Origin of the sequence: Enterobacter genomosp. S (assembly GCF_001631805.1) — a bacterium.
GTDB classification, from domain to species: domain Bacteria; phylum Pseudomonadota; class Gammaproteobacteria; order Enterobacterales; family Enterobacteriaceae; genus Enterobacter; species Enterobacter quasihormaechei.
The window spans coordinates 342,457-361,539 of the sequence record NZ_LVVA01000019.1 but is presented as its reverse complement, the minus strand read 5'-3'; the positions used below and the strand labels follow the sequence as shown (position 1 = coordinate 361,539).

22 protein-coding genes are annotated in these 19,083 nt (G+C 56.7%); 17 read left to right on the top strand and 5 right to left on the bottom strand.

Features of this window, described 5'->3' with window-relative positions; genetic code table 11:
• Positions 1 to 383 precede the first annotated feature (383 nt).
• From galP to ruvX, 7 genes are all read left to right on the top strand, one after another.
• Positions 384 to 1,781 carry a galactose/proton symporter gene (gene galP, locus A3466_RS15185; RefSeq protein ID WP_063451238.1) on the top strand — a complete coding sequence of 466 codons (1,398 nt, stop codon included), beginning with the start codon at positions 384 to 386 and terminating at the stop codon, positions 1,779 to 1,781.
• A 58-nt stretch (positions 1,782 to 1,839) separates the two neighbouring features.
• Positions 1,840 to 2,337 (top strand): SprT family zinc-dependent metalloprotease, encoded by a 498-nt coding sequence (locus A3466_RS15180; RefSeq protein ID WP_063451237.1) that lies wholly within the window; start codon positions 1,840 to 1,842, stop codon positions 2,335 to 2,337.
• Between the two features lie 94 nt (positions 2,338 to 2,431).
• Positions 2,432 to 3,139, top strand: coding sequence for a deoxyribonuclease I (gene endA, locus A3466_RS15175; RefSeq protein WP_063451236.1), 708 nt, complete (start codon positions 2,432 to 2,434; stop codon positions 3,137 to 3,139).
• Positions 3,140 to 3,190: 51 nt separating this feature from the next.
• On the top strand, positions 3,191 to 3,922 hold the full coding sequence (gene rsmE, locus A3466_RS15170; RefSeq protein ID WP_063451235.1) for a 16S rRNA (uracil(1498)-N(3))-methyltransferase: 732 nt from the start codon (positions 3,191 to 3,193) through the stop codon (positions 3,920 to 3,922).
• A gap of 19 nt (positions 3,923 to 3,941) precedes the next feature.
• Positions 3,942 to 4,889: a glutathione synthase gene (gshB, locus tag A3466_RS15165; protein WP_063451234.1), complete on the top strand. Its 948-nt coding sequence runs from the start codon at positions 3,942 to 3,944 to the stop codon at positions 4,887 to 4,889.
• Between the two features lie 74 nt (positions 4,890 to 4,963).
• Positions 4,964 to 5,524, top strand: a complete 561-nt coding sequence (locus A3466_RS15160; RefSeq protein ID WP_022649353.1) for a YqgE/AlgH family protein — start codon at positions 4,964 to 4,966, stop codon at positions 5,522 to 5,524.
• Positions 5,524 to 5,940, top strand: coding sequence for a Holliday junction resolvase RuvX (ruvX, locus tag A3466_RS15155; protein WP_006811925.1), 417 nt, complete (start codon positions 5,524 to 5,526; stop codon positions 5,938 to 5,940). Before A3466_RS15160 ends, ruvX begins: the two co-directional genes overlap by 1 nt.
• A 10-nt stretch (positions 5,941 to 5,950) precedes the next feature.
• On the opposite strand, the gene A3466_RS15150 is transcribed toward ruvX, so the two are convergent.
• Positions 5,951 to 6,931, bottom strand: a complete 981-nt coding sequence (locus A3466_RS15150) for a type IV pilus twitching motility protein PilT (protein ID WP_063451233.1) — start codon at positions 6,929 to 6,931, stop codon at positions 5,951 to 5,953.
• A 17-nt stretch (positions 6,932 to 6,948) separates the two neighbouring features.
• Between A3466_RS15150 and A3466_RS15145 the strand changes: the two genes are divergently transcribed.
• From A3466_RS15145 to A3466_RS15120, 6 genes are all read left to right on the top strand, one after another.
• Positions 6,949 to 7,650 carry a YggS family pyridoxal phosphate-dependent enzyme gene (locus A3466_RS15145; protein WP_063451232.1) on the top strand — a complete coding sequence of 234 codons (702 nt, stop codon included), beginning with the start codon at positions 6,949 to 6,951 and terminating at the stop codon, positions 7,648 to 7,650.
• 21 nt (positions 7,651 to 7,671) lie between these two features.
• Positions 7,672 to 8,238, top strand: coding sequence for a YggT family protein (locus A3466_RS15140; RefSeq protein ID WP_063451231.1), 567 nt, complete (start codon positions 7,672 to 7,674; stop codon positions 8,236 to 8,238).
• Positions 8,235 to 8,531 carry a DUF167 family protein YggU gene (gene yggU / locus A3466_RS15135; protein ID WP_003860023.1) on the top strand — a complete coding sequence of 99 codons (297 nt, stop codon included), beginning with the start codon at positions 8,235 to 8,237 and terminating at the stop codon, positions 8,529 to 8,531. Before A3466_RS15140 ends, yggU begins: the two co-directional genes overlap by 4 nt.
• A gap of 3 nt (positions 8,532 to 8,534) precedes the next feature.
• Positions 8,535 to 9,128, top strand: coding sequence for an XTP/dITP diphosphatase (locus A3466_RS15130; RefSeq protein ID WP_063451230.1), 594 nt, complete (start codon positions 8,535 to 8,537; stop codon positions 9,126 to 9,128).
• Complete coding sequence (hemW, locus tag A3466_RS15125; protein WP_063451229.1) at positions 9,121 to 10,257, top strand: radical SAM family heme chaperone HemW; 1,137 nt, start codon at positions 9,121 to 9,123, stop codon at positions 10,255 to 10,257. The genes A3466_RS15130 and hemW overlap by 8 nt, the downstream gene beginning before the upstream one ends.
• A gap of 69 nt (positions 10,258 to 10,326) precedes the next feature.
• Entirely contained in the window at positions 10,327 to 10,665 is a 339-nt protein-coding gene (locus A3466_RS15120) for an endonuclease domain-containing protein (RefSeq protein WP_063451228.1), read from the top strand.
• Positions 10,666 to 10,748: 83 nt separating this feature from the next.
• Here A3466_RS15120 and A3466_RS15115 read toward each other — a convergent pair whose 3' ends face one another.
• The 3 genes from A3466_RS15115 to trmB are packed head-to-tail and all read right to left on the bottom strand — an operon-like array spanning position 10,749 to position 12,568.
• Positions 10,749 to 11,465, bottom strand: coding sequence for a DUF2884 domain-containing protein (locus A3466_RS15115; RefSeq protein ID WP_063451227.1), 717 nt, complete (start codon positions 11,463 to 11,465; stop codon positions 10,749 to 10,751).
• A gap of 57 nt (positions 11,466 to 11,522) precedes the next feature.
• Entirely contained in the window at positions 11,523 to 11,849 is a 327-nt protein-coding gene (locus A3466_RS15110; RefSeq protein ID WP_006178455.1) for a YggL family protein, read from the bottom strand.
• Entirely contained in the window at positions 11,849 to 12,568 is a 720-nt protein-coding gene (gene trmB, locus A3466_RS15105; protein WP_063451226.1) for a tRNA (guanosine(46)-N7)-methyltransferase TrmB, read from the bottom strand. The genes A3466_RS15110 and trmB overlap by 1 nt, the downstream gene beginning before the upstream one ends.
• 144 nt (positions 12,569 to 12,712) lie before the next feature.
• Here trmB and mutY point away from each other — a divergent pair, with 144 nt between their 5' ends.
• The 4 genes from mutY (at position 12,713) to A3466_RS15085 (ending at position 16,782) form a co-directional block, all read left to right on the top strand.
• Entirely contained in the window at positions 12,713 to 13,765 is a 1,053-nt protein-coding gene (gene mutY, locus A3466_RS15100) for an A/G-specific adenine glycosylase (RefSeq protein WP_120286597.1), read from the top strand.
• Between the two features lie 26 nt (positions 13,766 to 13,791).
• Positions 13,792 to 14,064, top strand: coding sequence for an oxidative damage protection protein (locus A3466_RS15095; RefSeq protein ID WP_003862425.1), 273 nt, complete (start codon positions 13,792 to 13,794; stop codon positions 14,062 to 14,064).
• Between the two features lie 124 nt (positions 14,065 to 14,188).
• A complete protein-coding gene (gene mltC, locus A3466_RS15090; protein ID WP_063451224.1) occupies positions 14,189 to 15,265 on the top strand; it encodes a membrane-bound lytic murein transglycosylase MltC in 1,077 nt (358 codons plus the stop codon).
• A gap of 260 nt (positions 15,266 to 15,525) precedes the next feature.
• Positions 15,526 to 16,782 (top strand): nucleoside permease, encoded by a 1,257-nt coding sequence (locus A3466_RS15085; protein WP_063451223.1) that lies wholly within the window; start codon positions 15,526 to 15,528, stop codon positions 16,780 to 16,782.
• Between the two features lie 50 nt (positions 16,783 to 16,832).
• Here the strand turns inward: A3466_RS15085 and A3466_RS15080 are convergent, their stop codons facing one another.
• Entirely contained in the window at positions 16,833 to 18,968 is a 2,136-nt protein-coding gene (locus A3466_RS15080) for an ornithine decarboxylase (protein WP_063451246.1), read from the bottom strand.
• Positions 18,969 to 19,083: the final 115 nt, after the last annotated feature.

Here is a 19,083-nt window from a genome sequence, read left to right as displayed (position 1 = left end):
CCAGCCTTTGTGCTGGCTTTTTTTATGTCGGGTAGCGGCGGCCCAAACCCCAACAAAATTTTTTGCGGCCGGGTAAGGGCGCAGCCGCCACCCGGCAATCTTTGAAACCGCTTACACTATGCCGGATAAACCCCGCTTTCAGAATAATCTCTTTGCATGATCGTAATTCTTCTGCTGTTACATTCCCTTTCAGTTAAGTCTGAAATTCATGCAAACGCGATGCATATCAATTAATTTACCTCTATATTTTCAAAGCTTTAATTATTTTTACGGTTACGGGTTAGTGTAACCGATTACACCATTGTGATTTGTCTCACATATTTTTATGAGCCGCTCACCTACCCTTAATATCGATAAAACTGATAACCCAACTGGAGGGCATAATGCCTGACAATAATAAACAGGGGCGTACGTCCAATAAGGCAATGACGTTCTTCGTCTGCTTCCTTGCCGCTCTGGCAGGATTACTCTTTGGCCTGGATATTGGCGTCATCGCCGGTGCATTACCTTTCATCGCCGATGAGTTCCAGATTAGCGCACACACTCAGGAATGGGTGGTTAGCTCCATGATGTTCGGCGCCGCCGTCGGCGCGGTCGGCAGCGGCTGGCTCTCCTTTAAGCTCGGGCGTAAAAAGAGCCTGATGATCGGCGCGATCCTGTTCGTTGCCGGCTCGTTGTTCTCTGCCGCTGCGCCTAACGTTGAAGTGCTGATCCTCTCCCGCGTGCTGCTGGGTCTGGCAGTGGGCGTGGCGTCTTATACTGCTCCGCTGTACCTGTCTGAAATCGCGCCGGAAAAAATTCGCGGCAGCATGATTTCCATGTATCAGCTGATGATCACCATCGGTATTCTCGGGGCTTATCTCTCCGATACCGCGTTCAGCTACAGCGGCGCATGGCGCTGGATGCTGGGTGTGATCATTATCCCTGCCGTCCTGCTGCTGATCGGCGTCTTCTTTCTGCCGGACAGCCCGCGCTGGTTTGCCGCCAAACGACGCTTCCACGATGCCGAACGCGTGCTCTTACGCCTGCGTGATACCAGCGCCGAAGCGAAAAACGAGCTGGAAGAGATCCGCGAAAGCCTGAAGGTGAAACAGTCCGGCTGGGCGCTGTTCAAAGAGAACAGCAACTTCCGCCGCGCGGTGTTCCTCGGCGTGCTGTTACAGGTCATGCAACAGTTCACCGGGATGAACGTCATCATGTATTACGCGCCAAAAATCTTCGAACTGGCGGGTTACACCAACACCACCGAGCAGATGTGGGGCACCGTGATCGTCGGCCTGACCAACGTGCTGGCAACCTTTATCGCCATCGGTCTGGTGGACCGCTGGGGACGTAAGCCAACCCTGACACTGGGCTTCCTGGTGATGGCTGTCGGTATGGGCGTGCTGGGCACCATGATGCACGTGGGCATTCACTCTCCAACGGCACAGTACTTCGCCGTGGCGATGCTGCTGATGTTTATCATTGGGTTTGCGATGAGTGCCGGTCCGCTGATTTGGGTACTGTGCTCTGAGATCCAGCCTCTGAAAGGGCGTGATTTTGGTATCACCTGCTCTACCGCAACCAACTGGATTGCCAACATGATCGTCGGCGCAACGTTCCTGACCATGCTCAATACCCTGGGTAACGCCAATACCTTCTGGGTCTACGCAGGTCTGAACCTGTTCTTTATTGTTCTCACAATCTGGCTGGTTCCTGAAACCAAACACGTTTCACTGGAACACATTGAACGTAACCTGATGAAAGGTCGTCCTCTGCGCGAAATCGGCGCACACGACTGATCCTCTTGCGGGAGGCGCCTCTTGCGCCTCCCCGCTTCCCGCTTTATGCTCTGCCCCTATGAAAGCTCCCCGTCTCCCCATAGCCATTCAGCAAGCCGTTATGCGCAGCCTGCGGGAAAAACTCGCCCAGGCCAACCTGAAGCTCGGCCGCAGTTATCCTGAACCGAAGCTGGTCTATCAGCAGCGCGGCACCGCGGCAGGCACCGCCTGGCTGGAAGCCTACGAGATCCGCCTGAACCCGGTGTTGATGATGGAAAATCAGCAGGCGTTTATCGAAGAAGTGGTGCCGCACGAGCTGGCCCATCTTCTGGTGTGGAAACACTTTGGCCGCGTCGCGCCGCACGGCAAAGAGTGGAAGTGGATGATGGAGGCGGTGCTCGGCGTTCCGGCACGCCGAACCCATAAGTTCGAGCTGGAATCGGTGCGCCGCAATACCTTTCCCTACCGCTGCCAGTGCCAGCAGCACCAGCTTACCGTCCGCCGCCACAACCGCGTGGTGCGGGGCGAGGCGACCTACCGCTGCGTGAAGTGTGGCGAACCGCTGGTCGCGGAATAATCAACTGAACTATCAGGAACTTTCCTGATCTGACTGATTGCATACAGGAACAACATTCGTTACGTTGCGGGCTCGTTTTGACACGGAGTGTAAGATGTCCCGTAATGTTTCTCTCGCGGTCGCTTTTCTGGCGACGGCGCTTTCCGGCCATGCTCTGGCCGACGGTATTCACAGTTTTTCTCAGGCTAAAACGGCAGGCGTAAAGATTAACGCCGACGTGCCGGGTGATTTCTACTGCGGCTGTAAAATCCACTGGCAGGGTAAAAAAGGGATCGTAGACCTGGAGTCCTGCGGCTATAAGGTGCGCAAGAACGAGAACCGCGCCAGCCGAATCGAATGGGAACACGTTGTTCCGGCCTGGCAGTTTGGCCACCAGCGCCAGTGCTGGCAGGATGGCGGACGTAAGAATTGCGCAAAAGATCCGGTTTATCGCCAGATGGAAAGCGATATGCACAACCTGCAACCCGCCGTGGGTGAAGTCAATGGCGATCGCGGTAACTTCATGTACAGCCAGTGGAACGGTGGCGAAGGCCAGTACGGTCAGTGCGCCATGAAGGTCGATTTCAAAGATAAAGTCGCCGAACCGCCAGCCCGCGCGCGCGGCAGCATCGCCCGGACGTACTTCTATATGCGCGACCGCTACGATCTCAACCTTTCCCGCCAGCAGACGCAGCTGTTCAATGCCTGGGACAAACTCTATCCGGTGACGGACTGGGAATGCCAGCGCGACGAACGTATTGCCAACGTCCAGGGGAATCACAACCCTTACGTCCAGCGGGCTTGCCAGGCGCAAAAGAGCTAACCTACACTACGGCCATTCGCTTATATCGCATGACATATGGAATTTCTGACTATGCGCATCCCTCGCATCTATCACCCTGAACTGATTACCGCTGGCGGCGAAATCGCCCTGTCTGATGATGCTGCAAACCACGTAGGCCGTGTGCTGCGCATGGGTGCAGGCCAGGCCATTCAGCTCTTCGACGGCTCTAATCAGGTTTTCGACGCTGAAATTACGCGCGCCGACAAAAAAAGCGTGCACGTAAAGGTGCTGCGTGGCGAAGTGGACGACCGGGAATCCCCGCTGCACATTCACCTCGGCCAGGTGATGTCGCGCGGGGAAAAGATGGAGTTCACCATCCAGAAATCCATTGAACTGGGTGTAAGCCTCATTACGCCACTTTTTTCTGAGCGCTGCGGCGTTAAACTGGATGCGGAACGTCTGAACAAAAAGCTCCAGCAGTGGCAGAAAATTGCCATTGCGGCCTGCGAACAGAGTGGCCGTAACCGTATTCCGGAGATCCGCCCGGCGATGGATCTGGAAGACTGGTGTGCAGAAGAGGAAAGCGGGCTTAAGCTTAATCTTCATCCGCGCGCCAGCGCCAGCATCAATACGCTGCCGCTGCCCGTTGAGCGCGTACGCCTGCTGATTGGCCCGGAAGGCGGCCTGTCGGCTGACGAAATCGCCATGACGGCGCGTTACCAGTTTACTGATATTCTGTTGGGACCTCGCGTTCTGCGCACTGAGACAACGGCACTCACAGCCATTACCGCGCTACAGGTACGGTTTGGCGATCTGGGTTGACCCATTAACGGAGAAGAAGATGATTAAGCTCGGCATCGTGATGGACCCCATCGCAAACATTAACATCAAGAAAGATTCCAGCTTCGCTATGCTGCTGGAAGCGCAGCGTCGCGGCTATGAACTCCACTACATGGAGATGAACGATCTTTACCTGATCAACGGTGAAGCCCGCGCACGCACCCGCATCGTTAACGTCGAGCAGAACTACGACAAATGGTACGAATTTGGCACCGAGCAGGATATTGCCCTGGCCGACCTCAACGTCATCCTGATGCGTAAAGATCCGCCGTTCGACACCGAATACATTTACTCCACCTATATCCTTGAGCGTGCCGAAGAGAAAGGAACGCTGATCGTCAACAAGCCGCAGAGCCTGCGCGACTGCAACGAGAAGCTTTACACCGCCTGGTTCTCTGACCTGACGCCGGAAACGCTGGTCACCCGCAGCAAAACGCAGCTGAAAGCATTCTGGCAGAAGCACGGCGACATCATCATGAAGCCGCTGGACGGCATGGGCGGCGCGTCGATCTTCCGCGTGAAGGACGGCGACCCGAACATTGGCGTGATTGCCGAAACGCTGACCGAGCTGGGAACGCGCTACTGCATGGCGCAGAACTACCTGCCTGCCATCAAAGACGGCGACAAGCGCGTGCTGGTCGTAGACGGCGAGCCGGTGCCTTACTGCCTGGCGCGCATCCCGCAGGGTGGCGAAACCCGTGGCAACCTGGCGGCCGGCGGCCGAGGCGAACCGCGTCCGTTAAGCGAAAGCGACTGGGAAATTGCCCGCCGCGTCGGTCCTACGCTGAAAGCTAAAGGTCTGATCTTCGTCGGCCTCGATATCATCGGCGATCGCCTGACCGAAGTGAACGTCACCAGCCCGACCTGCATTCGTGAAATTGAGGCGGAATTCCCGATCTCGATCACCGGAATGCTGATGGACGCTATCGAAAAACGTTTACAGAAATAACCTGTGACAGCGCCTGTGTTTATCCCCATACTGGGCGCTGTCGCTTTTTAAACCAGGAAACAGTACCTCTGACAATGAATTTACAGCATCACTTTCTTATTGCCATGCCTGCTCTCCAGGATCCGATTTTCCGCCGCGCCGTGGTGTACATTTGTGAATACAACGAAGACGGCGCGATGGGGATTATCATCAACAAGCCGCTGGAAAACCTTCAGGTTGAAGGGATTCTGGACAAGCTGAAAATCCCCGCTGAAGCGCGACTGCCGGAGATCCGTCTCGATAAACCGGTGATGCTGGGCGGCCCGCTTGCAGAAGATCGTGGCTTTATCCTGCATACCCCGCCGGTTTTCTCGTCCAGTATTCGTATCTCCGATAACACCGTCGTCACGACTTCTCGCGACGTGCTCGAAACGCTGGGCACGGCAAATCAGCCTTCTGAAGTGCTGGTTGCGCTCGGCTACGCCTCCTGGGAAAAAGGGCAGTTGGAACAAGAAATTCTGGACAACGCCTGGCTCACAGCCCCTGCGGATATGAATATCCTGTTTAAAACCCCTATTGCCGACCGCTGGCGCGACGCGGCGAAGCTGATTGGCATTGATATTCTGACCATGCCTGGCGTTGCGGGGCACGCGTGATGAGCGGCACCCTTCTCGCCTTCGACTTCGGCACCAAAAGCATCGGCGTCGCCGTGGGTCAACGGATCACCGGCACCGCCCGCCCCCTCACGGCGCTGAAAGCTAACGACGGCACGCCGGACTGGAACCTTATTGAGCGCCTGCTTAAAGAGTGGCAGCCGGACGACGTGATTGTCGGCCTGCCGCTGAACATGGACGGCACCGAGCAACCGCTTACCGCCCGCGCGCGCAAGTTCGCGAACAAAATCCATGGCCGCTTTGGCGTCTCCGTTAAGCTGCACGATGAACGTCTGAGCACCGTTGAAGCGCGCGCTGGCCTGTTCGAGCACGGCGGCTTCCGGGCGCTGAACAAAGGCAGCGTGGATTCTGCTTCCGCCGTCATCATCCTCGAAAGCTATTTCGAACAAGGTTACTGAGCGCCGGGGCCTACAGCCGCCCCTGCGCCCGCCGCTCTGCCAGACTCTGCTCAAAGTTCTGCATCCCCGCCTGCTGCCCCGTTTGGATAATGCCCGGAAGTTGCCAGGTTTTGCCTTCGCGGATCAGGTTCGCCGCCGCAGACGTGTTCACCAGTAATTCGTACAGCGCCACGCGCCCGCCCTGGAGATCCTGACGCAGCTTCTGCGCCAGCACCGCGCGCAGGCTTCCCGCCAGCTGATTGCGCACCGGATCTTTTTCCTGCGCCGGGAAGGTATCGACCAGGCGCTCAATGGCCTGCGCCGCCCCGCGCGTGTGCAGCGTGGCTAAAACCAGATGGCCAGTCTCAGCCGCCGTCAGCGCCAGGCGTATCGTCTCGCTGTCGCGCAGCTCGCCAAGCAGAATCACATCCGGATCTTCACGCAGCGCGCTGCGCAGGGCCTCGGCAAAGGACGGGCTGTGCTGGCCTATCTCGCGCTGCTGGATCAGGCAACGTTCGCTCTGGTACATAAACTCCACCGGATCTTCCAGGGTCAGAATATGCCCGTCCGTCTGGTGATTGAGGAAATCGACCATCGCGGCCAGGGTGGTCGATTTTCCGCTCCCGGTGGCGCCGGTGACCAGAATCAGGCCATTGTCATGGGTCAGCAGCGCCGGGATAGCTCGCGGTGCACCCAACGCAGAGAGCTGCGGGCACGTCAGCGGCAACAGCCGCAGCGCGATCGAAACGCCGTGCATATGCTTGAACGCACTGCCGCGCAGCCGCTGACCGCCTGCGAGGGTAACGGCAAAATCCACCTGCCCGTTTGCCCACCATGCGCCCTGCTGTTCGTCGTTAAGCCACGCTTTTATTAATCCCTCCACATCCGGGGGCGGAAACGGCGCAGGTTCAAGCCGGCCTAACCTGCGCCAGCGCGGTGGCGAATCACTGCACAGGTGTAGATCGGAGACGTTATGCTTTACACTAAGGGCCACAATTTCTTCCACATCCATAGACTACTCCTCGGAAAATGAACGACATTGCGCATAACCTGGCACAGGTCCGGGACAAAATCTCAGCCGCTGCAACGCGTTGCGGCCGTGCTTCAGAAGAAATTACGTTGCTTGCAGTCAGCAAAACCAAGCCTGCGAGCGCCATCGCAGAAGCGATTGCCGCCGGTCATCGCGCCTTCGGCGAAAACTATGTGCAGGAAGGGGTGGATAAGATTCGCGCTTTCCGGGAACAGGGCAATACGGACCTGCAATGGCACTTTATCGGCCCGCTACAGTCGAACAAAAGCCGACTGGTAGCAGAGCACTTCGACTGGTGCCACACCATCGATCGTCTGCGCATCGCCACCCGTCTGAGCGACCAGCGCCCGGCAGAGATGCCAGCGCTTAACGTGCTGATTCAAATCAACATCAGTGATGAAAACAGCAAGTCCGGCATTACGCTGGGCGAGCTGGATGCGCTGGCGGCTGAGGTGGCGGCGCTGCCGCGCTTAACCCTGCGCGGGCTGATGGCAATTCCGGCGCCAGAGTCAAGTTATGAAAGGCAGTTTGCCGTGGCACAGCAAATGGCTGTAGCATTTGAGGCGCTTAAAGCGCGCTATGACACGGTAGACACGCTTTCTCTGGGCATGTCGGACGATATGGAAGCCGCCATCGCGGCAGGCAGCACCATGGTGCGCATCGGCACGGCTATTTTCGGTGCGCGCGATTACACCCAATAATAAGGAAAACTGAGGAACGCCATGAAGACGTTGACTTTCCTGCTCTCAACGGTCATTGAACTGTATACGATGGCGCTGCTGCTGCGCGTCTGGATGCAGTGGGCCCGTTGTGATTTTTACAATCCATTCTCACAATTTATCGTGAAAATCACGCAGCCCGTTGTGGGGCCGCTTCGCCGCATCATTCCGGCAATGGGGCCGATTGACAGTTCATCCCTGCTGATGGCGTTTATTCTGAGCGTTATCAAAGCGATCGTGCTGTTTATGGTCATTACTTTCCAGCCGATTATCTGGATTTCAGCCGTTCTGATCCTCGTGAAAACCGTCGGCCTGCTGATCTTCTGGGTCCTGCTGGTGATGGCGATCATGAGCTGGGTAAGCCGGGGCCGTAGCCCGGTGGAATACGCGTTGATTCAGCTGACGGAACCGCTGCTGCGTCCAATTCGTAGCCTGCTGCCTGCCATGGGCGGGATCGACTTCTCCCCGATGCTCCTCGTTCTGCTGCTGTACGTGCTGAATATGGGTATCGCGGAACTGTTGCAGGCGACGGGCAATATGCTGCTGCCGGGGCTGTGGATGGCGTTATGAGTGCAGTAAGCCCCTGCGCCGACGGGCTGGTTTTACGGCTGTACATTCAGCCTAAAGCCAGCCGCGACAGCATTGTTGGGCTGCATGGCGACGAGTTAAAAGTCGCCATCACCGCCCCGCCGGTTGACGGCCAGGCGAATGCGCATCTGACCAAATACCTGGCTAAACAGTTTCGCGTCGCTAAAAGCCAGGTCATCATTGAGAAAGGTGAACTTGGCCGCCATAAACAGGTAAAAATCCTTAATCCGCAATCTATCCCGACGGAAGTCGCGGCTCTGACAGAACAGGACTAAACCATGCAGAAAGTTGTTCTCGCCACCGGTAACGCCGGTAAAGTGCGCGAGCTGGCCTCGCTATTAAATGATTTTGGGCTGGACGTGGTGGCTCAGACCGAGCTGGGCGTGGATTCCGCCGAAGAGACGGGCCTGACGTTTATCGAAAACGCCATTCTGAAAGCGCGCCACGCCGCACAGATCACGGGGCTGCCCGCGATTGCCGATGACTCCGGTCTGGCCGTAGATTTTCTCGGCGGTGCGCCGGGGATTTACTCCGCCCGCTATTCCGGGGTGGACGCCACCGACCAGCAGAATCTGGAAAAGCTGCTCGTGGCCCTGAAGGACGTTCCCGACGAACAGCGTACCGCGCAGTTCCACTGCGTGCTGGTCTACATGCGTCATGCGGAAGACCCAACGCCGATCGTCTGTCACGGCAGCTGGCCGGGCGTGATTACCCGTGAAGCGGCGGGCAACGGCGGTTTTGGCTACGACCCGATTTTCTTTGTCCCGACCGAGGGCAAAACCGCTGCGGAACTGACCCGCGAAGAGAAAAGCGCGATCTCCCACCGTGGTCGCGCGCTGAAAATGTTACTGGAAGCGTTACGTAATGGCTAATTTGCCGCCTCTGAGTCTTTATATTCATATCCCGTGGTGCGTGCAGAAATGCCCGTACTGTGATTTCAACTCGCACGCGCTGAAGGGCGAAGTGCCGCACGATGATTACGTCTCGCATCTGCTGGCCGATCTGGATGCCGATGTACCGTACGCGCAGGGACGTGAGGTAAAGACCATTTTCATTGGTGGCGGTACGCCGAGCCTGCTCTCTGGCCCGGCGATGCAGACGCTGCTGGACGGCGTGCGTGCGCGCCTGAATCTGGCGGCGGATGCTGAAATTACGATGGAAGCCAACCCCGGCACCGTTGAGGCCGACCGTTTTGTCGAGTATCAGCGCGCGGGCGTGAACCGTATCTCCATCGGCGTGCAGAGCTTTAGCGAGCCAAAGCTAAAGCGTCTGGGGCGCATTCACGGCCCGGAAGAGGCAAAGCGGGCGGCGAACCTGGCAACGGGGCTTGGGCTGCGCAGTTTTAATCTCGACTTGATGCACGGCCTGCCGGACCAGTCGCTGGAAGAGGCGCTGGACGATTTGCGTCAGGCGATTGAACTGAACCCGCCGCATCTGTCGTGGTATCAGCTCACCATTGAGCCGAACACGCTGTTTGGCTCCCGCCCGCCGGTACTGCCGGACGACGACGCGCTGTGGGATATCTTCGAGCAGGGCCACAGGCTGTTAACCGCGGCAGGGTATCAGCAATATGAAACCTCGGCGTATGCGAAGCCGGGCTATCAGTGTCAGCACAACCTGAACTACTGGCGTTTTGGTGATTATCTGGGGATTGGCTGCGGCGCCCACGGCAAAGTGACCTTCCCGGACGGTCGCATTCTGCGTACCGCCAAAACGCGTCATCCGCGCGGATTTATGGAAGGCCGCTACCTGGAGCGTCAGCACGACGTCGAGGCGGCGGACAAGCCGTTTGAGTTCTTCATGAACCGCTTCCGTCTGCTGGAAGCCGCGCCGCGCGCCGAGTTTTCGCGTTATACCGGTTTACCGGAATCAGCGATTCGCCCGCAGATTGACGAGGCGCTGGCGCAGGGGTATCTGACGGAATGTGATGATTACTGGCAGATCACCGAGCACGGTAAGCTGTTCTTAAACTCCCTTCTTGAGCTGTTCCTCGCTGAATAATTCTGAAGGCTGATTCAGGATTTTGCATCCCGTTCTGCCGGCTGAGGGAAAGGCTGGCAGAGTGTGGGGATGGAAAAATCAAAACAACTCCGCAAACAAATGACACCCGAAGAATTACGCCTCTGGTATCTGCTCAGAGGTCGCCGCTTCTTTGGGTATAAGTTTCGCCGACAGATGCCGGTTGGGCCGTATATCGTGGATTTTGCCTGCTTTAAGGCGAAGCTGATTGTTGAGCTGGACGGGGGGCAACATCAGGATAAAGAGGCCTATGACTCTCGTCGCACCGAGTTTTTGAATGCGAACGGCTGGGAAGTCGTACGGTTCTGGAATCATGAGTTCAGGGCTAATGAGGAGGAGCTGCTGATGGCTATTCTGCAACGATTGCAATGCCTGATGCCCTCACCCTAACCCTCTCCCACAGGGAGAGGGAACTGGTTACTCCCTCTCCCCTGGGGAGAGGGCCGGGGTGAGGGGCCCTGCGCGCAGAAGCGTTACTTCAACGTCCCCACCAGCGCTTTCCGGCTATCTTCCAGCGACACCACGCGCTTACACACGTCTTTGCCGAACTGCTGGAAATCGGCTTCCTGATTCTTCCACTCGTTCTGAATCGAGGTTTGCAGTCCGCCCAGGCTACCCAGTACGCCCTGCAACGGGTTACCGCCGCCCTTCAGCACCGCCTGGGCGCCCATCTCGTTAATGCTGTCCTGGAGAATGCCACCCATCGCCTGGTTCACCAGCTGCTGACCGTCGGCGCGCACCTGATCGATCGCCTTATAATGGAACGTCAGGCCATCAGAGCGCGTCTCGATAATACGGTTCATCTGCTCTTTCAGCTGTTTATCCAGCCTGGTCAGGCGGGTACGCATATTGCTGCTCTCCCCCACCTCTTTAGTGATGATTTTATCCAGCGCCACGCGGCTCTTTTCAACGCGGGTCAGCGCGCCGTTGTTGATCCACGGCAGCGCGGTGCGCAGCTCGGCCTGGTAGTCCATCGCCTGCTCGCGCTGGGCGGCCGTCAGGTTTTGCGGTTTGCCGTTAAAGGTCACGTTGCCATCCGGCGTAATCACCAGATTGCCATTCTCGCCCTTAACCTGCACGGTTTGCGGACTCAACACCACGTCATCGCGCGGGGTGACGCTACATTTATATTCCGCATGGGCGGTGGATCCGATTGCCAGTAAAGCAACAGCCAGCAACGTTTTGCGCATCTTTAACACTCCCTCAGACAAAATGGGCCAGCTAATGCTGGCCCCGTACCTGCTTTATTAGTCCCACCAAACGTCGAAAAGTTCGCTCACGCGGACATCTTCCATCTTGTGGTCTTCAAGCCATTTGCGTACCAGCGCCTGATGTTCTTCGGTGCATTTACCCACTTCCTGGGTGCAGATCAGACCTTCCCACGCCAGATAGCCGCTACCGTCGAAGGCCAGCTTGTTTGGCTCGATGACCTCGTTGATGAACGCATCAACGTCCTGATCGATCTGCTCAACGCTGGTGCCTTCCGGGAAACGCCAGGCAACGGAGAAGCCCACTTCCTGGAATTCTTCGATGTGCATCTTTTTACGCAGACGACGGCTACGATTCTTTGCCATTATTTCACCCTCTCGAACATTAAGTCCCATACGCCGTGACCAAGACGATGGCCACGCTGTTCAAATTTTGTTACCGGACGTGAATCCGGACGCGGTACGTAGTCGTTGCTCTCGGACTGGTTTTTATACCCGTCCAGCGACGACATCACTTCCAGCATGTGTTCCGCATAAGGTTCCCAGTCGGTCGCCATGTGGAAAACGCCGCCCAGCTTGAGCTTACTTTTCACCAGCTCGGCAAACGGTGCCTGAACGATACGGCGTTTATTATGACGCGCTTTATGCCATGGGTCAGGGAAAAAGAGCTGAACCATGTTCAAAGAATTGTCAGGAATCATTTTGTGCAGCACTTCCACCGCGTCGTGACACATCACGCGCAGGTTCTCAACGCCCTCTTCGTGGGCCGTTGCCAGGCACGCGCCGACGCCCGGCGAGTGAACTTCAATGCCGAGGAAGTTCTGTTCCGGGCACGCTTTCGCCATAGTGACCAGCGAGGTGCCCATACCAAACCCGATCTCAAGCGTGACGGGCGCGTCGCGGCCAAACAGCTCGGTAAAGTCGAGCGGCTGCTCGCTGAACTCAACGCCCATCACCGGCCAGTAGTTGTCCAGCGCGTGTTGCTGCCCTTTTGTCAGGCGGCCCTGACGGCGGACAAAGCTGCGAATACGGCGCAGCGGGCGACCGTTTTCATCAAATTCCGGTGAAATGACGTCGTTTTTCATAAAAGAGTTGTCTGCTTGTGAGAGTGTTCGGGAAACGGGCATTATCCAAAGTTAAGGCTTCTATGCAAGCATGGGAAAGATCCGGTTTACAGCAGATTGACGCTGTGCTGCAATCTGCGTCCCTGATTATGCGAATCGATGACCATGCAAGCCTCTCAATTTTCAGCCCAGGTGCTGGACTGGTACGACAAATACGGGCGTAAAACCCTGCCCTGGCAAATTGAAAAAACGCCTTACAAAGTATGGCTCTCCGAGGTGATGTTGCAACAAACGCAGGTCGCCACGGTTATTCCCTACTTCGAGCGTTTTATGGCTCGCTTCCCGACGGTCACCGACCTGGCAAACGCGCCGCTGGACGAAGTGCTGCACCTGTGGACCGGGCTGGGCTATTACGCCCGTGCGCGCAACCTGCACAAGGCCGCGCAGCAGGTCGCGACCCGCCACAACGGTAAATTCCCGGAAACCTTCGACGAGGTGGCGGACTTACCCGGCGTCGGACGTTCTACCGCAGGCGCGATCCTCTCCCTTTCATTAGGCAAGCATTTCCCGATCCTCGACGGCAACGTGAAGCGCGTGCTCGCACGCTGCTACGCCGTTGACGGCTGGCCGGGTAAGAAAGACGTTGAAAAACGCCTGTGGGAGATCGCTGAAGCGGTCACTCCGGCGAAAGGCGTAGAGCGTTTTAACCAGGCGATGATGGATCTCGGCGCGATGGTCTGCACGCGCTCAAAACCGAAGTGCGAACTCTGCCCGGTGAACAACCTCTGCGTGGCGTATGCCAACCAGACATGGGCGCAGTATCCGGGTAAGAAACCCAAACAGACGCTGCCAGAGCGCACCGGCTATATGCTGCTGATGCAGCACGGCGACGATGTCTTCCTCGCACAGCGCCCGCCGAGCGGCCTGTGGGGTGGTCTATACTGCTTCCCACAGTTTGAAGATGAAGCCTCGCTTCGGGAATGGCTTGAACAGCGCGGCATTGCGGCAGATACCCTGACGCAGCTGAACGCGTTCCGCCATACCTTTAGCCATTTCCATCTGGATATTGTGCCTATGTGGCTTCCCGTGTCCTCGTTCACCTCCTGCATGGATGAAGGCACCGCTCTCTGGTATAACTTAGCGCAACCGCCATCAGTCGGGCTGGCGGCTCCCGTGGAGCGCCTGTTACAGCAATTACGTGTTGGTGCAATGGTTTAGCATCGGCAACACAAAGAGGAATGAGTATGGCCAGAACCATTTTTTGTACTTTCCTACAGCGCGACGCTGAAGGCCAGGATTTCCAGCTCTACCCGGGCGACCTGGGTAAGCGCATCTATAACGAGATCTCCAAAGAAGCCTGGGGACAGTGGCAGAAAAAACAGACCATGCTGATCAACGAGAAAAAGCTCAGCATGATGAATCCGGAGCATCGCAAGCTGCTGGAGCAGGAGATGGTGAACTTCCTGTTCGAGGGCAAAGACGTCCACATCGAAGGCTATACGCCACCGGAAAAATAATACTCTGCGGCTGTTGCCCGGCGGCGCTTTGCTTGCACGGGCCTACGGTTTTGTAGGCCGGGTAAGCGCAGCGCCACCCGGCGAAAGCAACGACTAAGCAAACACAACACGCACTCCCGGAATGATGAAAAAACTTTTAGCGCTAGCACTTGTTGCGCCGTTGCTTGTGTCTTGTTCTTCCAAAAAGGGCGATAGCTATAACGAAGCCTGGGTTAAGGACACCAACGGTTTTGACATTTTGATGGGGCAGTTTGCCCACAACATCGAAAATATATGGGGATTTAACGAAGTCCTGATTGCCGGACCGAAAGACTACGTTAAGTACACCGACGCCTATCAGACCCGTAGCCACATCAACTTCGATGACGGTACGATTACGGTTGAAACCATCGCGGGGACTGAACCTGCGGCGCATTTACGTCAGGCCATCATCAAGACCCTGCTGATGGGCGACGATCCGGGATCTATCGATCTCTACTCTGATGCCGATGACATTACCATCTCCAAAGAGCCGTTCCTGTATGGGCAGGTCGTAGACCAGACCGGTCAGCCGATCCGCTGGGAAGGCCGCGCCACCAAATTCGCCGACTACCTGCTGCAAACCCGCCTGAAAAGCCGCACCAACGGCCTGAAGGTGATTTACAGCGTGACCATTAACCTGGTGCCGAACCACCTCGACAAGCGTGCGCATAAATATCTGGGCATGGTGCGTCAGGCGTCGCGTAAGTATGGCGTGGACGAGTCGCTAATCCTGGCGATTATGCAGACCGAATCGTCATTCAACCCCTACGCGGTGAGCCGTTCCGACGCGCTGGGGCTGATGCAGGTTGTGCAGCACAGCGCCGGTAAAGATGTCTTCCGCTCGCAGGGGAAATCCGGCACGCCGAGCCGCAGCTACCTGTTCGATCCGCAAAGCAACATTGATACCGGCACGGCCTATCTGGCGATGCTGAACAATGTCTATCTCGGCGGAATTGATAACCCAACGTCACGTCGCTATGCGGTGATCACCGCCTACAACGGCGGGGCGGGCAGCGTGCTGCGCGTCTTCTCGAACGACAAGGTGCAGGCTGCGAATATCATCAACAGCATGGCGCCGGGGGACGTGTACGCTACCCTCACCACCCGCCACCCGTCTGCGGAATCCCGCCGCTATCTGTATAAGGTGAATACGGCGCAGAAGAACTATCGTCGCCGCTAGAAATCAACACCACCCCTCACCCTGCCCTCTCCCCAAAGGAGAGAGGGTTAGGGTGAGGGGGCTTCAGGCCGCACTCATCCCACCCCTATCCATACGAAAATGCTATTTGCATCACAATCCAGACTGCAAATTAATGTGGATTGCATTTTTTTGCGGGAGGTAACAAAACATAACCTCGCCTGCTGATAGAATTGCATCAAATAACAACCCTGAATGTTCCTATAACAACATATCTCCCGCTCACTTGTGAGGAAAGTAACATGAACCTTAAGCTGCAGCTTAAAATCTTGTCGTTTCTGCAGTTCTGCCTGTGGGGTAGCTGGCTGACTACACTCGGCTCCTATATGTTTGTGACGCTCAAGTTTGATGGTGCGTCAATCGGTGCCGTCTACAGCTCACTGGGTATTGCGGCTGTTTTCATGCCAACGCTGCTCGGTATCGTGGCGGATAAATGGTTAAGTGCGAAATGGCTGTATATGCTTTGCCATCTGGTGGGTGCGGGGACGCTGTTTATGGCGGCCGAAGTGACCACGCCGGGGGCGATGTTTATGGTGATCCTGCTTAACTCGCTGGCGTATATGCCAACGCTTGGGCTGATCAACTCCATCTCCTACTACCGCCTGAAATCTGCCGGTCTGGATATCGTCACCGACTTCCCGCCAATCCGTATCTGGGGAACCATCGGCTTTATCATGGCGATGTGGGGCGTGAGCTTCGCGGGCTTCGAGCTGAGCCACATGCAGCTGTATATTGGTGCTGCGCTCTCCGTACTGCTGGCGTTGTTCACCCTGACGCTGCCAACCATTCCGGTATCTAACCAGCAGAAAAACCAAAGCTGGAGCACCATGCTTGGCCTGGACGCCTTCGCCCTGTTCAAAAACAAGCGCATGGCGATCTTCTTTATCTTCTCCATGCTGCTGGGCGCGGAGCTGCAAATCACCAACATGTTCGGTAACACTTTCCTGCACAGCTTCGATAACGATCCGCTGTTTGCCGGGAGCTTTATCGTTGAGCACGCGTCGGTGATGATGTCTATCTCGCAGATCTCCGAGACGCTGTTCATCCTGACCATCCCGTTCTTCCTGAGCCGCTACGGCATCAAAAACGTCATGCTGATCAGCATCGCCGCGTGGATGCTGCGCTTCGGCCTGTTCGCCTACGGCGACCCGAGCGCGTTCGGCACCGTGCTGCTGGTGCTGTCGATGATTGTTTACGGCTGCGCCTTCGACTTCTTCAACATCTCCGGTTCGGTGTTTGTGGAAAAAGAGGTGAAGCCTGAAATCCGCGCCAGCGCGCAGGGCATGTTCCTGATGATGACTAACGGCTTCGGCTGTATTCTGGGCGGCGTGGTGAGCGGTAAAGTGGTTGAGATGTACACCACCAACGGTATCACCGACTGGCAGCCCGTGTGGCTGATCTTCGCGGCGTATTCGCTGGTGCTGTTCTTCGCGTTCCTCGCGCTGTTCAAGTACAAGCACGTTCGCGAACCGCACGGTGCGCAGCCGATCGCGCATTAATTGTTGTGCCCGGTGGCGCAAGCTTACCGGGCCTACGTTCAGGGATGGGCTTAACGTATAACGTACCCATACAGCCGCTTAATCCCGTCCGCATCTTTCTCACTGTAAACGCCCTGCAACTCCGGCGAGAAGCCAGGCAGCATATTGATGCCCTCTTCCAGCGCCAGGAAGTAGCGCTGCACCGCTCCGCCCCAGACTTCGCCCGGCACCACGCACAGCACGCCCGGCGGGTATGGCAGCGCGCCTTCGGCGGCAATGCGCCCTTCAGCGTCACAAATACGCACCAGCTCCACGTTCCCGCGAATGTACTCCTGGTTGGCATCCTGCGGGTTCATCACAACGGCGGGCAGGCTCTCCTGGCGGAACATCGCCTTCTGGAGATCCATCACGTTAAAGCAGACGTAGAGATCGTGCATCTCCTGGCACAGCTGACGGATCGTGTAGTCGCGGTAACGCACCGGGTATTTCTGAAAGATGGTCGGCAGCACATCCGCGAGCGGCGTGTCGTCTTCAATATGCTGTTCGAACTGCCCCAGCATCGCCACCAGCTGCATTAACTTCTCCGCGCTCTCCGCTGGCGTCAGCAGAAACAGGATGGAGTTGAGGTCACACTTCTCCGGCACGATGCCGTTTTCGCGCAGGTAGTGGGCGAGAATGGTCGCCGGAATACCGAAATCGGTATAGTGACCTGTTTCCGCATCAATGCCCGGTGTGGTCAGCAGTAGCTTGCACGGATCGACGAAATACTGCTCGCGAGCATAGCCTTCAAAACCGTGCCATTTTGCACCCGGTTCAAAACTAAAGAAGCGACGCTCGCTGGCGATGACCTGCGTGGGGTGATCCTGCCACGGCCGCCCCGCCACCATCGGCGGAATAAACGGCTTGATCATATGGCAGTTGGCGATGATGGCCTTGCGCGCCTCAATGCCCAGCTCGACGCACTCCGCCCACAGCCGTCGCCCGCTCTCGCCCTCATGGATTTTGGCGTTAACGTCCAGCGCCGCAAACAGCGGATAAAACGGGCTGGTAGAGGCATGCAGCATGAATGCATTGTTAAGACGCTTGTGCGGACAGAAACGCGACTGGCCGCGAATATGGTTATCCTTTTTATGGATCTGCGACGTTTGCGAGAACCCGGCCTGCTGCTTGTGCACCGACTGGGTCACGAATATACCCGGATCGTTCTCGTTAAGCTCCAGCAAGAGCGGAGACGTTTCTGCCATCATCGGGATAAACTGCTCGTAGCCCACCCACGCGGAGTCAAACAGAATGTAGTCACACAGGTGGCCGATCTTGTCGATCACCTGACGGGCGTTGTAGATCGTGCCGTCGTAGGTACCGAGCTGGATGACGGCCAGGCGGAACGGGCGGGCCTCGTCGGCCTTTTCCGGCGCAGCCTCGCGGATCAGGTCCCGAAGGTACGCGTCATCAAAGCAGTGTTCATCGATTCCGCCGATAAAACCAAACGGATTACGCGCGGCCTCAAGATAAACAGGGGTTGCCCCGGCCTGGAGCAGCGCCCCGTGATGGTTGGATTTATGGTTATTACGATCGAACAGCACCAGATCGCCACGGGTCAGCAGCGCGTTGGTCACCACTTTATTGGCAGCCGACGTGCCGTTCAGCACGAAGTAGGTTTTATCCGCGTTGAACACCTTCGCCGCGAACTTTTGCGCGTGCTTGGCAGAACCCTCGTGGATCAGCAAATCCCCGAGCTTCACGTCGGCATTGCACATATCGGCGCGAAACACGTTCTCACCGAAGAAATCGTAGAACTGCCGCCCGGCGGGATGTTTTTTGAAAAACGCGCCGTGCTGGTGACCCGGACAGGCAAAGGTGCTGTTCCCCATTGCGACATACTGGCTCAGGGTATCAAAAAAAGGTGGCAGCAGGTTCTCTTCATACCGACAGGCGGCGGATTCCAGTTCCAGGAACTCCTGCGCTTTACCCGAGATAATCGCCGTGACGCCATCAGGCACCTCTCCAGGCTCATGCGAGAAAATAAACACTGGTAGCTGAAAGCCCGTACGCTTCAGCAACGCGAGAATGCCGCTGTAGCTTTCAACAACCGTAATGACGACTGCCGCCACATCGGTGAAATCGGTGTTATCCAGCGTCACCTTTTCACGGTGCGTAGAAACTTTGGATACCAGCTCATGGCTGACGGCAATTTTCATGGTTTTCATAAACGCAAATACCCTCACCGAGCGGTGAGACAGGGAGGAGAAAATTCGCGCAATCATGTCACTTTTTATTTTCACGCGCAAGAAGGAATCAGTATGCACGAAACCACCCAAAGCT

Excerpts from the sequence above, each read along its gene's own strand:
- galP (WP_063451238.1), top strand. The coding sequence starts at position 384 with ATGCCTGACAATAATAAACAGGGGCGTACGTCCAATAAGGCAATGACG.
- A3466_RS15180 (WP_063451237.1), top strand. The coding sequence starts at position 1,840 with ATGAAAGCTCCCCGTCTCCCCATAGCCATTCAGCAAGCCGTTATGCGC.
- endA (WP_063451236.1), top strand. The coding sequence starts at position 2,432 with ATGTCCCGTAATGTTTCTCTCGCGGTCGCTTTTCTGGCGACGGCGCTT.
- rsmE (WP_063451235.1), top strand. The coding sequence starts at position 3,191 with ATGCGCATCCCTCGCATCTATCACCCTGAACTGATTACCGCTGGCGGC.
- gshB (WP_063451234.1), top strand. The coding sequence starts at position 3,942 with ATGATTAAGCTCGGCATCGTGATGGACCCCATCGCAAACATTAACATC.
- A3466_RS15160 (WP_022649353.1), top strand. The coding sequence starts at position 4,964 with ATGAATTTACAGCATCACTTTCTTATTGCCATGCCTGCTCTCCAGGAT.
- ruvX (WP_006811925.1), top strand. The coding sequence starts at position 5,524 with ATGAGCGGCACCCTTCTCGCCTTCGACTTCGGCACCAAAAGCATCGGC.
- A3466_RS15150 (WP_063451233.1), bottom strand. The coding sequence starts at position 6,931 with ATGGATGTGGAAGAAATTGTGGCCCTTAGTGTAAAGCATAACGTCTCC.
- A3466_RS15145 (WP_063451232.1), top strand. The coding sequence starts at position 6,949 with ATGAACGACATTGCGCATAACCTGGCACAGGTCCGGGACAAAATCTCA.
- A3466_RS15140 (WP_063451231.1), top strand. The coding sequence starts at position 7,672 with ATGAAGACGTTGACTTTCCTGCTCTCAACGGTCATTGAACTGTATACG.
- yggU (WP_003860023.1), top strand. The coding sequence starts at position 8,235 with ATGAGTGCAGTAAGCCCCTGCGCCGACGGGCTGGTTTTACGGCTGTAC.
- A3466_RS15130 (WP_063451230.1), top strand. The coding sequence starts at position 8,535 with ATGCAGAAAGTTGTTCTCGCCACCGGTAACGCCGGTAAAGTGCGCGAG.
- hemW (WP_063451229.1), top strand. The coding sequence starts at position 9,121 with ATGGCTAATTTGCCGCCTCTGAGTCTTTATATTCATATCCCGTGGTGC.
- A3466_RS15120 (WP_063451228.1), top strand. The coding sequence starts at position 10,327 with ATGGAAAAATCAAAACAACTCCGCAAACAAATGACACCCGAAGAATTA.
- A3466_RS15115 (WP_063451227.1), bottom strand. The coding sequence starts at position 11,465 with ATGCGCAAAACGTTGCTGGCTGTTGCTTTACTGGCAATCGGATCCACC.
- A3466_RS15110 (WP_006178455.1), bottom strand. The coding sequence starts at position 11,849 with ATGGCAAAGAATCGTAGCCGTCGTCTGCGTAAAAAGATGCACATCGAA.
- trmB (WP_063451226.1), bottom strand. The coding sequence starts at position 12,568 with ATGAAAAACGACGTCATTTCACCGGAATTTGATGAAAACGGTCGCCCG.
- mutY (WP_120286597.1), top strand. The coding sequence starts at position 12,713 with ATGCAAGCCTCTCAATTTTCAGCCCAGGTGCTGGACTGGTACGACAAA.
- A3466_RS15095 (WP_003862425.1), top strand. The coding sequence starts at position 13,792 with ATGGCCAGAACCATTTTTTGTACTTTCCTACAGCGCGACGCTGAAGGC.
- mltC (WP_063451224.1), top strand. The coding sequence starts at position 14,189 with ATGAAAAAACTTTTAGCGCTAGCACTTGTTGCGCCGTTGCTTGTGTCT.
- A3466_RS15085 (WP_063451223.1), top strand. The coding sequence starts at position 15,526 with ATGAACCTTAAGCTGCAGCTTAAAATCTTGTCGTTTCTGCAGTTCTGC.
- A3466_RS15080 (WP_063451246.1), bottom strand. The coding sequence starts at position 18,968 with ATGAAAACCATGAAAATTGCCGTCAGCCATGAGCTGGTATCCAAAGTT.